General features: G+C 70.3%; 13 protein-coding genes and 1 pseudogene. 8 read left to right on the top strand and 6 right to left on the bottom strand.

The genetic code is table 11. The features are described 5' to 3' along the window. Positions 1–32: 32 nt before the first annotated feature. Genes Drose_RS14795 through Drose_RS14785 form a run of 3 tightly spaced genes read left to right on the top strand, consistent with a single transcriptional unit; the run spans position 33 to position 2105 of the window. Complete coding sequence (locus Drose_RS14795) at positions 33–317, top strand: acyl carrier protein (protein ID WP_260728771.1); 285 nt, start codon at positions 33–35, stop codon at positions 315–317. Next, a complete protein-coding gene (locus Drose_RS14790) occupies positions 314–1099 on the top strand; it encodes an SDR family NAD(P)-dependent oxidoreductase (RefSeq protein WP_260728770.1) in 786 nt (261 codons plus the stop codon). Before Drose_RS14795 ends, Drose_RS14790 begins: the two co-directional genes overlap by 4 nt. Positions 1100–1118: 19 nt before the next feature. Beyond that, positions 1119–2105: an aromatase/cyclase gene (locus tag Drose_RS14785; protein WP_260728769.1), complete on the top strand. Its 987-nt coding sequence runs from the start codon at positions 1119–1121 to the stop codon at positions 2103–2105. Positions 2106–2116: 11 nt separating this feature from the next. Here the strand turns inward: Drose_RS14785 and Drose_RS14780 are convergent, their stop codons facing one another. Beyond that, entirely contained in the window at positions 2117–3103 is a 987-nt protein-coding gene (locus Drose_RS14780) for an acyltransferase domain-containing protein (RefSeq protein WP_260728768.1), read from the bottom strand. Between the two features lie 99 nt (positions 3104–3202). Further along, on the bottom strand, positions 3203–4339 hold the full coding sequence (locus Drose_RS14775) for an acyl-CoA dehydrogenase family protein (RefSeq protein WP_260728767.1): 1137 nt from the start codon (positions 4337–4339) through the stop codon (positions 3203–3205). Between the two features lie 267 nt (positions 4340–4606). Here Drose_RS14775 and Drose_RS14770 point away from each other — a divergent pair, with 267 nt between their 5' ends. Continuing rightward, complete coding sequence (locus tag Drose_RS14770) at positions 4607–5059, top strand: nuclear transport factor 2 family protein (protein WP_260728766.1); 453 nt, start codon at positions 4607–4609, stop codon at positions 5057–5059. A 45-nt stretch (positions 5060–5104) separates the two neighbouring features. Here the strand turns inward: Drose_RS14770 and Drose_RS14765 are convergent, their stop codons facing one another. Then, positions 5105–5662: a LuxR C-terminal-related transcriptional regulator gene (locus tag Drose_RS14765; RefSeq protein WP_260728765.1), complete on the bottom strand. Its 558-nt coding sequence runs from the start codon at positions 5660–5662 to the stop codon at positions 5105–5107. Positions 5663–6265: 603 nt separating this feature from the next. On the opposite strand from Drose_RS14765, the pseudogene Drose_RS14760 reads away from it, so the two are divergent. After that, positions 6266–6696 (top strand): annotated as a pseudogene (locus Drose_RS14760) (IS110 family transposase); the annotation flags it as partial. Positions 6697–6906: 210 nt separating this feature from the next. On the opposite strand, the gene Drose_RS14755 reads toward Drose_RS14760, so the two are convergent. After that, on the bottom strand, positions 6907–7986 hold the full coding sequence (locus Drose_RS14755) for a DUF6081 family protein (protein ID WP_260728764.1): 1080 nt from the start codon (positions 7984–7986) through the stop codon (positions 6907–6909). A 74-nt stretch (positions 7987–8060) separates the two neighbouring features. Next, positions 8061–8906: an AfsR/SARP family transcriptional regulator gene (locus tag Drose_RS14750; RefSeq protein WP_260728763.1), complete on the bottom strand. Its 846-nt coding sequence runs from the start codon at positions 8904–8906 to the stop codon at positions 8061–8063. Positions 8907–9493: 587 nt separating this feature from the next. Here Drose_RS14750 and Drose_RS14745 point away from each other — a divergent pair. Together Drose_RS14745 and Drose_RS14740 are read left to right on the top strand one after the other, a co-directional pair. Next, the gene (locus tag Drose_RS14745) at positions 9494–10282 is read left to right on the top strand and encodes an SDR family oxidoreductase (protein ID WP_260728762.1); all 789 of its coding nucleotides are present in this window, start codon (positions 9494–9496) and stop codon (positions 10280–10282) included. A gap of 202 nt (positions 10283–10484) precedes the next feature. Continuing rightward, positions 10485–11549 (top strand): DUF2461 domain-containing protein, encoded by a 1065-nt coding sequence (locus tag Drose_RS14740; RefSeq protein WP_260728761.1) that lies wholly within the window; start codon positions 10485–10487, stop codon positions 11547–11549. Here the strand turns inward: Drose_RS14740 and Drose_RS14735 are convergent. Next, positions 11491–12441, bottom strand: a complete 951-nt coding sequence (locus Drose_RS14735) for an RNA polymerase subunit sigma-70 (RefSeq protein WP_260728760.1) — start codon at positions 12439–12441, stop codon at positions 11491–11493. The two genes, Drose_RS14740 and Drose_RS14735, sit on opposite strands and share 59 nt — an antisense overlap. A 114-nt stretch (positions 12442–12555) precedes the next feature. Between Drose_RS14735 and Drose_RS14730 the strand changes: the two genes are divergently transcribed. Continuing rightward, entirely contained in the window at positions 12556–12894 is a 339-nt protein-coding gene (locus tag Drose_RS14730; RefSeq protein ID WP_260728759.1) for a VOC family protein, read from the top strand. The last annotated feature ends 72 nt before the right edge of the window (positions 12895–12966 follow it).

Raw genomic sequence — 12966 nt, 5'->3', positions numbered from 1 at the left:
ACAAGACGACAGGCCGGACACTAAGGAGCCAGATGAGCCACATCACCTTCGAGGACCTGAAGCTGATCCTCATCGAGTGCGCCGGGCAGGACGAGCAGGCGGACCTGGGCGTCGAGGCGATCGACACTCCGTTCGCCGACCTCGGCTACGACTCGCTCGCCGTGCTGGAAGCGGCCGCCATGGCCGGTCGCCGCTACGGCGTGGCGCTGACCGACGACGTCGTTCAGGCCATCCGCACCCCGGGCGACTTCCTCGCCACCGTCAACGGCGCACCGGCGGTGCCCGTTGCCGCGCCGGCCAAGGAGACGACGGCGTGACCGGGACCGAGCCGGGTCCGGCGCTGATCAGCGGTGCCACTCGGGGCATCGGACGAGCCTGCGCCGTCAAGCTCGCCGAGCTGGGTCACCCGGTCTTCATCTGCGCCCGGGACGACTCCGCGGTCACCGCCACCGTCAAGGAACTCCGCGAACGCGGCTGGGAGGCTGACGGGGTCGCGTGCGACGTCACCTCGAGCACGGCGGTACGGCGGTGGGTCGCCTCAGCCACCGCGGCCTACGGTCCGGTCGAGGTGCTGGTGAACAACGCCGGCCGCAGCGGCGGCGGCGTCACCGCACGGCTGACCGACGAACTGTGGGACGCGGTCATCGCCGCCAATCTCACCAGCGTCTTCCGGGTCACCAGGGAGGTGCTGACCGCCGGGCGGATGCCGGAGCGCGGGCGGGGCCGGATCATCAACATCGCATCCACCGGCGGGAAGCAGGGCGTCGCCCTCGCCGCGCCGTACTCGGCGTCGAAGCACGGTGTGGTCGGCTTCACCAAGGCGCTCGGCATCGAGCTGGCCAAAACCGGAATCACCGTCAACGCGGTCTGCCCGGGCTATGTCGAAACGCCGATGGCTCAGCATGTCCGGCGCGGCTACGCCGACCTATGGGGCATCGAGGAGAGCGAGGTGCTCGCACGGTTCGAGGCGAAGATCCCGCTCGGCCGGTACACCGAGCCGGACGAGGTGGCTGGGCTGGTGGGGTACCTCAGCTCGCACCTGGCCGACTCGATCACCGCGCAGGCGCTCAACGTCTGCGGCGGTCTGGGCAACTACTGAGCTGGGAGGGTGGCAGTCGATGACGACAGCACAGGAACGGAAGGCGGTGCACGGGGCGGAGCTGGCGGCGCCGCCCCTGCGCGGATACAGGCTGGTTGCCGACGTGACGCAGTGGCCGTTGATCTTCCCGCCCTGCCTTGCGGTACAGGTGCTGGAGCGGACACCCGGTGCCGAGCGGGTACGGCTGTGGGCACTGGCCAACGACGAGGTGCGCACCTGGACTTCGGTGCGGGAACTGGACCCGGAACGGTTGCGGGTGGCGTTTCGGCAGGACGTGACGAGCCCACCGGTGACCAGCATGAGCGGCCGCTGGTCGTTCACCGCGGTACCGCGGGAACCGCTGCGCAGCCGGCTGGTGCTGGAGCACGAGTCGACGGTGGCCGGCCCACCCCAGGTGGACGAACACATCGCAGCCCTGCTGGACCGCAACAGCCGCGCCGAGGTTGACGCGATCCGGGTCTGGACCGAACGCGCCGAACCTCCGGAGGAGCTCATCTTCTCCTTCTCCGACCAGATCCTGATCGAGGGCGAGCCGCACGACGTGTACGCCTTCCTGTACCAGGCCGACCGGTGGCCGGAACGCCTGGATCACGTGGCGCGGCTGGAGCTGCGCACGGAGCCGCAGGCGCTCGCGGGCGCCGAGGTGCAGCGGATGGAGATGGACACGGTCGGAGCCGACGGCGTCACGCACCACAGCAGCTCGGTGCGGCTGTGCTTCCCGCACACGCACATCGTCTACAAGCAGACCGCCCCGCCGCCCGGCCTGCTCGGCCACACCGGCGAATGGCTGATCACCCCGACCGACGTTGGCTGCCTGGTCATCGCCGTGCACCACGTCGCGCTCGATCCCGCGGCGGGGTCCGCGTTCGCGGACCCGGACAGCGGCCTCGCGCAGGCCCGCCGGACGGCGCGGCAGCGGCTGGGCGCAAACAGCATGCGCACCCTGGAACGGGCCCGCGGCTACGTCGAAGGCCGTCGTCCGGGCACGGCCGAACGGTCGGCCTGAGCTCGATCGGCTCAGGCTGACCCGCGCAGCGCCGCGGCCGCCGCCGCGAACTCCCGTACGTCCGCCGGGCCGCCCGTCTCCCGCGCAGTTCCGAGCAACGGCACGATCCGGCTGGTACCGGCGCGTACGGCCGGGTGGTGCCGGGCCGGCGCGCTGAGGCTGCGGTCCACGCTCGCGTCCACCAGCAGCAGCCCGGTCGTGGTCCCTTCGGTGTCCAGCAGCGCTCGCAGTGCCGTCCAGTACTGGACCGGCAGCATCATCTGGTCCGCCCAGAACCCGGGATCGACGGCTTCATCGCGCCGTACCTCCGCAGCGGTGCGGCTGGAGTAGATCCGGACCTCGGGCACGGCCGCGGGCAGGCGGCTGAGACCGCCGCGGAACCGTGCGGCGACCGGCGCCATCGCAGGGCTGTGGAACGCGTGCCAGGACCGCAGCGGCAGCGTGCTGAACCCGGCGGCGGAGAGCCGCCCGGCCGTCGCGACCAGCGCGCCCCGTGACCCGGCCAGGACGGTCTGCCGGGGCCCGTTGACCGCCGCCACCACCACTCCGTCGATCAGCATGCCGTCAAGCTGTTCGGGCCTGGCGGCCACCGCGAGCATCCCACCGCGCCCCACGTGCGACAGCCCGCGGGTGCGGCCGTGTACAAGCCGGGTCACGGCCGTGGGCGGGTAGACGCCGGCCAGGCAGGCCGCGGCGAGCTCGCCCATGCTGTGTCCGAGCAGGATGTTCGGCATCCGGCTGGCGGCCGCGAGCGCACGACCCAACGCGTACCCGACGATGAGGAGCAGCGGCTGCGCCGTCTCGCTGTCGTCCAGCCCGGGGTGGGGGGCCGGACGCAGCCACTGCTCGCGCAGCCGCCGACCGGCCGGGCCGAGCGCGGCGAGCAAGCGCTCCACCTCGGCGGAGAAGACCGGGTCGACGTGGTAGAGACCGGCCGCCATCCGTTCGCGCTGCGCGCCCTGGCCGGGCAACAGCAGTACGCTCCGGGGCTGCACCATGTCGCCTCCTCCCGGCCGGCGCACCGGCCGATCCGATCCAAGATGGTCCGATGTAGACGCTGCGGCGCCTGCGCACGCCTTGGAGGTCGTCTGACTCGGCTACGGTGTCTCGGCCAACCGGCCGAACTCGGCCTCGGCGAATCGGCGGGCCGCCGGCTCCCACTGCAGGACCGCGTGCCCGGCCGCCGTGTTCGCGTCCCGCCAGAAGCGCTGAAGCTGGCCCGTGAGGCTCTGCCCGCCGGTACCAGCGGTGCGTTGCAATCGGTTGACCGCGTCCAGCAGCAGTTCCACCGCGAGCACCTGGTCGCGTTGGGCGCGTGCAACGGCCCACTCGTCGTGTACCAGACCCAAGTCCGCGTCCCGGGCGACACGGGTGAGCAGCAGCTCGGCCGCGTCCGCCTCACCAGCGCTGCGAGCCAGCACCAGGGCCGTTGTCGCATCCGGGTCCGCTCGCTTGCGCAGCACGGCGGCCGACCACTCGTCCAGGGCACCGCGCACGGCGCCCAGGATCGGGGCGGCGAAGGTCAGTCCGCTGACGCTGCGCAGCGGCACGTTGAGGCAGGCCGATACGCCGGGCGAGCGTCTGCCGGCGACCAGGTCCGCGTGCGGGAAGGAATGCTCCGTCGGTACGAACGTCGGGTCGAGCACCACCGTCTCGCTGCCGGTACCCCGCATGCCGACGGTGTCCCAGGTCTGCTCGACCCGGTACGCCGCCCGCGGGACGAGCAGGAACCGCGGCTCCCGTCGCCCGTCCGCCAACGGCACGATGCAGGACAGCAGCGCGCAATCGGCCGCGTGCACCCCGCTGACGTACGGCCACCGGCCGCTCAGCAGCCAACCCTCGCCGTCCGGCACGGCCTGCCCCGACGGCACCAGCGCCCCGACGACGAAGGTGTCCGGCCCCTCGGCCCAGACCTGCCGTTGTCCCGGTTCGGGCAGGTACGCCGCCATCCGGCCGAGTGTCGCCGAGAGCGCCGCGCACCAGCCGGTCGATGCATCGCGTCGGGAGAGCGCCTCGACGGCCTCCAGGCACTCCGCGAACCCGCCCTCCCGCCCACCCCAGCGGGCAGCCACGAAATGCCGGGGAAATCCGGCCGCACGAATGCCGTCGAAGACCTCGTCGGAGAGTCTCCGATCGCGGTCGGCCTGGTGGGCCCGCGCCGCCGCGAGCTCGCCCAGCGCCTTGACATCCAGCGAGGTCGCCGGTGTACGGGACTGCTCGATCACCTCGGCCATCTCGGCACTTCCCTCCGCGAAGCGGGCACCTCGCCCTGGTGTTGCCAAGCGTGGTCAGCGCCGCTGGACCGCCGCTGGACCGCCGCTCGATCGGCGCTTGAAATGCGCGCGGCGTGCGTACCGGCGCGCCACGTTCGTCTCCTACCAGCGGATCGCGCCCGACACGACCGCTGCTGGAGCGAAACTCCAGCGGTGCTCGCTGTGCTCTTCCGGAGAACGGGCGGTGCCGCAGACCGTCCGAGACGTTTGCAGCCGCTAAGGAGAGTGATGAGCGCGACCACTCCGGCACCCGTCCTCGCATCCACCGAAACCTATGTTGAGGTCCAGCAGTTCTACGCCGGGCAGGTGCATCTGCTCGATACGGTACAGGCCGAGCCCTTCGCAGCTACGTTCACCGAGGACGCCGTCTTCGACCATTCGCCGACCGCGCCGCCGATCCACGGCCGAGCGGCGATCGCCCGCGAGGTGGCCGCGTTCCATCAGCGCCAGCTCGACGGCGAGCGGGTGCAGCGTCGCCACTGGTTCAACATGATGACGGTGTTCGAACACCCGGACGGCACCCTGCGCACCCACTACTACGCATTGATCGTGGTGACCCGGAAAGGGCTTGCGGTGCCGGTCATCGCGCCGAGCTGCACGGTCGACGACGTTCTCGTCCGGGAGGACGGCCGGCTGCGGACCCGGACCCGCAAGGTGACCCCGGACCAGACGATCGGCTGAGCGGGCCCACGCCGGAACGGGGCTCGATCCGCAGCGACGGCAGGCTCAGATAATGCCGCTGTCGCGCGCGATGCGGATCGCGTCGATCCGATTTCGGGCACCGAGTTTGGTGACGGTGGAGGCAAGATAGTTGCGCACCGTGCCGATGGACAGGTTGAGCCGCTCCGCAATCCGCGAGACGTCGTCACCCCCGGCGGCCAGCCGCAGCACGTCGACCTCGCGCGCGGTGAGCATTCCGCTGCTGGCGGTGGCCGCCGTGAGCACGAGGTCCGGGTCGAGCACCTGATGCCCGGCGGCAACCTTCCGCACCGCCTCCGCGAGCTTGCTGGGGTGCGCATCCTTGAACAGCAGGCCGTGCACCGTGGTGGAGAGCGCGGCACGCAGCACGGTTGGGTGGCAGCGGCCGGCGAGGATCAGGATGCGACACTCGGGCAGGTCTGAGCGGACTTCGGCGACCGCCGGCAGGCTGCTTTCCCCGGCCAGGTCGATATCGGCGATGATGACGACGTCCGGGCACCATTTCCGCGCTGCCACGAGGATGTCGTGGGCATTTTCGACCTCGGCCACAACGGAGATGTCTCGCCCCTGCTCAAGCAGTGCCACTATTGCGCCTCGTACCAAATTGGCGTGGTGCGCGACCATCACCCGAATCATGAGACTCGGCTGCGTTTCGTGTGCCCGCCCGACACATTCCGACGATAGACGGGGACGATACCCATTCCCGGGCACCGGCGGTGCCGGACGCGACCTGCCGGCCGCCGTGGCCACAAGAGTGTGCAGTCGACGGTGCGCAACCAGCACCCCTCTCCCCGTTACCTTTTTGATCGTCCCCGGCCGGGGACTCCTCGGTCGCCCGGCCTGGTATGACTTAATGCCCCTGTCGTTTGCATGATCCGGGGGGTGTTGTCGCCGGGCCGAGTGGCGTCGGCGGACCGCTGATAGGGACCCGGCCGACCGCCGCGGGGCAGGCCTCCTCGTAACGTGGCTGCCGGCAGTCCGACGCCGCACCGGCGACCGAGACGAGACGGTGGCAGCGGTGAGGAGGTTACGGCGTGCACGGCGGGTACGGCGGGTCCTGGGCCTGGACGTCGGTAAAGAAGGCCATCACGCGGTCGGTCTGGCCCCGGACCGCAAAGCGGCCGCACGACGCCGCCCTGCCCGACACCGAGGCCATGCGCCGCATCGCCGACCTGCACCCCGGCACCGCTGTCCCGCTGCCGCGGCCCGGCCGGGCTGCACACAGCCGGCCGCGCCAAACTCGCCGAGATCACCATAGCCCGCGCACCTCGCATGGGTGGCCGCCTCGTTGAGCAGCTCTTCGCCGCGCTGGACGAGCAGAGCGTTGTCGTCCCTGGCGCCGCCGCCGAAACGGTCCCGCCCAGGCCGGCCGACCGCGGTGAACACCCCCCAAAGGCGGTAACAAGCAGCTCCAACGGGCGTTCTTCCTGGCCGCGTTCGCCTCGCTGGCTCATCCACCGTCCCGGGCCTACGACGACCGCAAACGCGCCGAGGGCAAGAAACACAAGGCCGCCCTCATCTGCCTTGCCCGACGCCGCGTCGACGTCCTACACGCCATGCTCCGCACCAAAACCCCCTACCAGCCGAAACCAGCGGACGAACCCCGCCTCGCGGCTTGACAAACCCCATAGGGACACCCCCGCGATGCCGGTTTCATGGTAGTCGCTTCACCTTGCGTCAGTCACGTGATGCGTGTTTTTAACATAGACAAATATATATCGAGCCTCGAACCGACCGGAGTCGTGAACCGCGCGGGACGCACGCAGCAGCGTGCCGGCCGGCCCCGACGGGAACGGCCAGCACTGGCCACACTGGACGGTTCGAGCCGACTAGCTGGTGTAGCTCATGTCGAACAGACCGACCCGCAGCCGGACGCCCTCCCCCCACAGGCGGTTGGACAGCAAGCTCGCGTCGTCGACGAACGCCTGCGGGTGCGGCGGGCCGAGCTTGGCCGAGTAGTAGAAGTTCGGCGCGTTGGAGAGACGGACCAACGCCCGCTTGTCGCGATCCTCCACGCCGCCCGCCCCGTCGAGAAGGTTGCCGGTGCCGATGGCGCACTGGACGTGGTGCTCCGCCACGCGCTCCGGGGTGCCACCGTGGTCGTAGCGCAGGTACTTGCGGGGGAAGGCGAGCGTGCCGATCCGGTCGGTCGAGAGCACTCGACGGCCGTCGACCAGCCACGTTATCCGCTCGCCGCCCCGGTCGAACTTGACCTGCAGCGTGTTGAGGTCCGCCGGGGTGCGGTGCGCGACCGGAATCGAGAAGTGGTAGGCGGCGTACGTGCTGCCGTCCACCGGAAGCCGCTCGTAGACGGCGTAGATCTCCGTGTTGGTGAGTGTGAAGTTGGCCACGGCGTGCTTCTCGTGGTCGACCGTAATCATGGTGGCGCTGGCCAGACGGGGATCGGATTGCGGGTCACTCACCGCCGCGCCGAACGGGTTCGGCACGATACCGAGCGCCTGGGCAGCCATCTTGGTCGTGCAGACCAGCGCCCCGGTCGCCGGCACCTCCACCCCGTTGGCCGCGGACTGCCGGGGCTGCGCCGCCCACTTCAGATGATCGCTGGTGCCGCCGCCGAAGCCGCCCGAGTCCGGGGCGGCGGTCGAGACGAACGCGGGCTGGCCGGTGCGCGGGTTGGTTCCGGTCGGCACCACGGTGATGCCGCGAGCCGACGAGGTGATGATGCCGTCGCCCTTCGGCAGCGCGGCGCCGGTCGCCGTGCCGGTGGAAATGACATGCCAGGCGGTCACGTCGTCGAAGCCGGCACTGAAGTCGTCGTGGAACAGCACCTGGGTGGTCCTGCCACCGTGGGCACTCGCCACGCCGCCGCCGCCGGCCGTGACCGTGACAATCAGCACGGTCGCGCTGAAAATCGCTCGCAGGATAGGTTTGCCGGTTGTGAATGTCATAGACGCTCCTCGATGCTGTAGACCAGCTTGGGCCAGAACCACTCCGCCCCGTGGAGGAATCTGCCTAAACGACCTCAAATTTCGCTTGAACGCACTGCGGGGGCCTGCCCCGAGATCACCGTTCTGGCCGGACCGTCCGGGCTCCCGCCGAGGATCACTTGGTGCAGGTGCTGCAGCCGGGCAGAGGGATCCACGCCCAATTCGGCCACGAGCGTGTCGCGGAACCGCCGGTACACTTCCAATGCGCGCCAGGTGTGGCCGGCGCTGGTGAGCGCCCGCATGAGCTGGCCGGAAAAGGTCTCGTGGAAGGGATACTGGGCGACCAGCATCTGCAGTTCCCCCAGAATGGCGGTGTGCCGGCCGAGCCGCAGATCGGCCTCGATGCGCTGTTCCAACACGTGGATGCGGATCTCGTCGATGCCCAGCGCCTCGGTCTCCAGGACGCTTCCCGTCGGCACGTCGGCCAGCGCCGGGCCGCGCCAGAGGTCGAGCGCCCGGGCCAGAACCTCGGCCGCCCTGGCGTTCTCACCGGCGTCCAGCGCCCTGCCCCCCTCCACGGCGAGACGCCGGAAGGTGGTCAGATCCGAGTTCACCATCGGGCCGGCAAGCGTGTAGCTGCCGTACTCGGTGAGGAGGATCCGCTTGGCGGCCAACGGCGATTGTGGCGGCAACGCCGCAGCGATGCGCCGGCGGAGCTGCAAGATGTAGGTCTGCAGTGTGGTGTGGGCACTCCTGGGAATGCGGGCGCCCCACACCTCCTCCATGAGCGTCGACACCGGTACGACCTGCCCGGCCCGCAGACCGAGCAGTGCCAGAAGTTGTCGGAGCTTACCGGCCGCCGGTACGATTGACGTTCCGTTCAAGGAGATCTTCAGCGGGCCCAATACTGCAAGATCCATCTGCAGGTCGCCGCCGTCCATTCGAGCGCCTCCGTCGCAATCGGTTCCCAATATGCCGAGTCTTGCACGAGGCATACGCGAGTTCCGATGCAACTTTCATGTGAAGAACACATTTCCCAGGAAGCATCTTGGATCATGGCATAGACCATTAGCGATCAGCAGCGCTGGTCCGGCCACAGGAATGCCTGCGGCGGAGGGCCGAGAACGCGGAAGTGCCCGCTGAACTGCAACGATGCGCCCGTCCCGGGTTCCAGCCCCGTCCGCCTCGGAAGCCATCCCGGGTGGGACATATGTCAAGCCGGCAGCACCGACGCCAAACGGTTGCAGTGATATCACCCACACGTGCTCGACTCGCGCAGATGCCGCGCGCATGGTAATAGCGGTGTGCACTCGTTCAACGACTCGCAAGACATAGGTACGACATCTTTGGCCGGGGCACGAACCGGCCATCGGCAGGATAAATAGATTGATCTCACTCAATCGCTGAACGACGGCGCAGTTCCTGTCCCGGCAGGCCGCCCGACCGGTGCGGCCCGCCGGGTCGAGCGTTTCTCGACTTGGTCGACCTAGCCTCACCTCCAACCGCAGTCGGAGAAGGGCAGGACCGCATGTCGCGTCGGGTGGCGTTGGTGACCGGCGCGTCGCGCGGGATCGGTGCCGAGACGGCTCGCATACTTGCCCGGGCTGGAACTCGGGTCGTGGTCAACTACCGGGCCAAGACCAAGCGGGCCGAACAGGTGGTTGCCGACATTGTCGCCGCCGACGGTGCGGCGGCGGCGGTGCAGGCAGACCTGACGGACGTCGTGCAACTCGACGCGATGTTCGACCGGGTACGCGCCGTCCATGGCCGCATCGACGCGCTCGTGCTGAACGCGTCCGGCGGAATGGAACGTGGTGCGGATCCGGGATACGCCCTCCGTCTCAACCGAGACGCGCAACTGGCGGTGCTGGACCGTGCCGCTGCCTTGATGCCGCACGGCTCTCGGGTCGTGTTCGTGACCAGTCATCTTGCACACTTCCACGGATCCAGGCCGGGCCTGGCCGCGTACGAGTCGGTCGCGCGCAGCAAGCGGGCCGGGGAGGACGCGTTGCGGGCGCGCATGCCATGGTTGGCCGAGCGCGGCATCAGCCTCGTCGTGATCTCCGGCGACATGATCGACGGCACGATCACGGTGACCCTGCTCGACCGGATGCGGCCCGGGCTGATCGAGGCCCGGCGGGCGCAGGCCGGCACCATCCCGACCGTCGAGGAGTTCGCCGCTGAGGTCGCTGCGGCCACGACCGCGCCCGTCGCGACCGGCCACACCTTCTACGTCGGATGCACCGACCACTACTCAGTGCCGGCCGATCCTCATGACGTCGTCCCGGGTTTCGGGTCGACACCGCATCGTCGCTGACGCCTCCCGCAGCGATTGTCGTCCGGACACCGAACTCCGGATGCTGCCACTGCTCCGTGCGGATTGTGCCGCCGGCCCATCTCCTCGCCGATCACGTCCTGGCCGCGCTGCCGTTCGTGGTGGCGTACGGGCCCGATGAGTTCGCGGTCATGACCGGATCAAACGTGGTGTCGTGGTCGAGTACGGGTGCTGGGGAGTGCCGATGGATGGTGAGTCGTTGTTCTGGGAGCTGGCCGAGCCGTTGTCGGCGGAGCCCGGGGTGAGCCGGTCGACAATGATGGGTCTGCCGTGTCTGCGGTACGACGGCCGGTTCTTCGCCTCGTTCGATCGCCGAAGTCAAGCGTTGCTGGTCAAGCTGGCCAGGCCGCGGGTGGTGGAGCTGATCGAGGACGGGACGGGCGCGCCGTTCGCGCCGGCCGGACGGACGTTCCGGGAATGGCTGGCCGTGCCGGCCCCCGACCCGGCTGGATGGCGGGCACTGCTGGCGGAGGCGCTGGCGTTCGCCGGCGGGACAGATGAGATCGAGGCCGACGGGTTCACGGGGTTCGGCGCGGACGGGTTCGCGTTCCTGGCCGGGCTGGAGCGCGACAACAGCAAGGCGTTCGCCGAAGCGCATCGCGTGGTGTACCGCGAGGCCCTGGCGGAACCGTCGAAGTCGTTCGTGGTGGCGCTCGGCGCGCGGCTGGCCGAGCGGGTCGCGCCTGGCCTGCGGGCGGAGCCGCGGGTCGGTGGGAGCCTGTTCCGGCTCGCGAACGATCTGCGGTTCCAGCCGGGCCGTCCGCCGTACAAGACGCATCTGGATCTGGTCTTCTGGCTCGGTGACGCCGACCCCCGGACGGATCCCGCGCTCGTGGTGCGGTTGACCGCGACCGAGGTGCTGCTCGGCGCCGGTGTGCCGGCGTTGTCCGGCGAGCGGCTGCAGCGCTACCGCGACTGCCTCCGCGACGCGAACCAGGTGGCGGCGCTGGACGCGGCCGTCGATCCGTTGCTGGCAGCGGGCGCCGAGCTGAGTGAGCCGGCCCGGGTGCGGATGCCGGTGGGGATCGATCCGAGCGGGCCCGCGGCCCGGTACGCCTTGCGTGACGGGCTGTACGTGACCCGCGGACAGCCGTTGCCGGAGGCGGTGACGACGCCGGCGTTCGTGGGCTGGTGCGCCGATGCGCTGATGCCGTTCGGTCTGCTGCTGCGCTGGCTTGCCGCGGCGGTGGCTACCGGTGAGCCGGCAGGCCGAACGCGGCGAACACGCCCGGCAGCGGAAACGCGGTGATCTGGGCGATGGCGCCGCCGGGATCGACGGTGAGGACCATGATGCCGTAGCCGCAGCAGGTGCCGGTGCTGTCGGGCAGGTACGCGGCCAGCGCGGGCTGGCCGTTCGCCCGGACGGTGACGAGGTCGATCAGTTCCAGCCGGCCTTCGGCGGGCACGGTGGCGAAGAACTCGGTTAAGGCGTCCCCGCCGGTGAACGTCAGCAGCTCCGGCGGCATCGACAGGATCACGTCGGCGCGCAGCAACGCGGCGAGCGCGGCGATGTCGCGGCGCTGCCACGCGTCGACGAACCGCTCGGCGGCCTGCTTCTCCGCCGGGCCGAACGGCACGGCCGCGGTGGGGACGGTGCCGAGCGTGACGCGGGCCCGCTGCAGCGCGCTGTTGACCGCGGGAACGGTCAGGTCCAGCAGGGCTCCGGTCTCGGCCGCGGTGAACGACAGCACCTCGCGCAGCAGCAGCACGGCGCGCTGGCTGGCTGGCAAGCGCTGCAGGGCGACGACGAACGCGAGGGTGACGCTGTCGCGCTGCTCGGCCAGCAGGGCCGGGTCGCCGGCGGCGGGGTCGAGCCGGTCGAGGTGCCGGTCCGGGTAGGGCTGCAGCCAGGCCGGCTCACCGGCCGGCTGCGGGGTCCGGCCGCGGGCCCCGATCGCCTTCAGGCACGTCGTGGTCGTAATGCGGTACAGCCAATGCCGCAGCGGCGCGCGCCCCTCGAACGTGCCGAGACTGCGCCACGCCCGCACCAGCGCTTCCTGCAGGGCGTCGTCGGCGTCGTCGAGTGAGCCGAGCATCCGGTAGCAGTGCACGTGCAGCGCCTGCCGGTGCGGCGCCACCAGCATGGCGAACGCGTCACCGTCCCCGTCGCGGGCGGCCGCCAGCAGTTCCTCGGACTCCACGGCAACCACCGTAGCCGCCGGGTACGACATTTAGAACCGATGAGCCGCTCACCCACACGGGATCAATCACGGTGTGACGGGCCACGGGGCCCGCTTCGGAAGGAGACCGTAGTCATGGCACCGTTCATCTGGTTCGATCTGCTCACCACGGACCCCGCGGCCGCTCGTGCGTTCTACACCGGCCTGTTCGGCTGGGACGCCGCCGACGGCGCGGACCCGTACACGACCTGGTTCACCAGCGGCGACGGCCCGTGGGCCGGGATCGCCGCCGGCGACGCGCCCGGGCGGTGGCTGCCGTTCGTCGTGGTGGACGACCTGGACAATGCCACCCGTCGCGCGGTCGAACTCGGCGGCACCGTCGTCGCGGCGGCCGCTGAAGGCCCGGCCGGCACGTCGGTGACGATCGCCGACCCCGGCGGTGCGCACCTGGCGCTGTTCCGGCCGCGCGGATAGCGAATTTTCGACCGGCGAGGTGAGGTCATGGAAAGCCGGCACCTCACCGAGCCGGCGTAGGCCACGACGGCC

The sequence above is a fragment of the Dactylosporangium roseum genome (assembly GCF_025264685.1).
GTDB lineage: Bacteria > Actinomycetota > Actinomycetes > Mycobacteriales > Micromonosporaceae > Dactylosporangium > Dactylosporangium roseum.
The sequence above is the reverse complement of the archived record's forward strand: the minus strand, read 5'-3'. Positions and strand labels throughout refer to the sequence as shown.

Excerpts from the sequence above, each read along its gene's own strand:
- Drose_RS14770 (WP_260728766.1), top strand. The coding sequence starts at position 4,607 with ATGAGCGCGACCACTCCGGCACCCGTCCTCGCATCCACCGAAACCTAT.
- Drose_RS14745 (WP_260728762.1), top strand. The coding sequence starts at position 9,494 with ATGTCGCGTCGGGTGGCGTTGGTGACCGGCGCGTCGCGCGGGATCGGT.
- Drose_RS14755 (WP_260728764.1), bottom strand. The coding sequence starts at position 7,986 with ATGACATTCACAACCGGCAAACCTATCCTGCGAGCGATTTTCAGCGCG.
- Drose_RS14750 (WP_260728763.1), bottom strand. The coding sequence starts at position 8,906 with ATGGACGGCGGCGACCTGCAGATGGATCTTGCAGTATTGGGCCCGCTG.
- Drose_RS14780 (WP_260728768.1), bottom strand. The coding sequence starts at position 3,103 with ATGGTGCAGCCCCGGAGCGTACTGCTGTTGCCCGGCCAGGGCGCGCAG.
- Drose_RS14740 (WP_260728761.1), top strand. The coding sequence starts at position 10,485 with ATGGATGGTGAGTCGTTGTTCTGGGAGCTGGCCGAGCCGTTGTCGGCG.
- Drose_RS14795 (WP_260728771.1), top strand. The coding sequence starts at position 33 with ATGAGCCACATCACCTTCGAGGACCTGAAGCTGATCCTCATCGAGTGC.
- Drose_RS14775 (WP_260728767.1), bottom strand. The coding sequence starts at position 4,339 with ATGGCCGAGGTGATCGAGCAGTCCCGTACACCGGCGACCTCGCTGGAT.
- Drose_RS14730 (WP_260728759.1), top strand. The coding sequence starts at position 12,556 with ATGGCACCGTTCATCTGGTTCGATCTGCTCACCACGGACCCCGCGGCC.
- Drose_RS14785 (WP_260728769.1), top strand. The coding sequence starts at position 1,119 with ATGACGACAGCACAGGAACGGAAGGCGGTGCACGGGGCGGAGCTGGCG.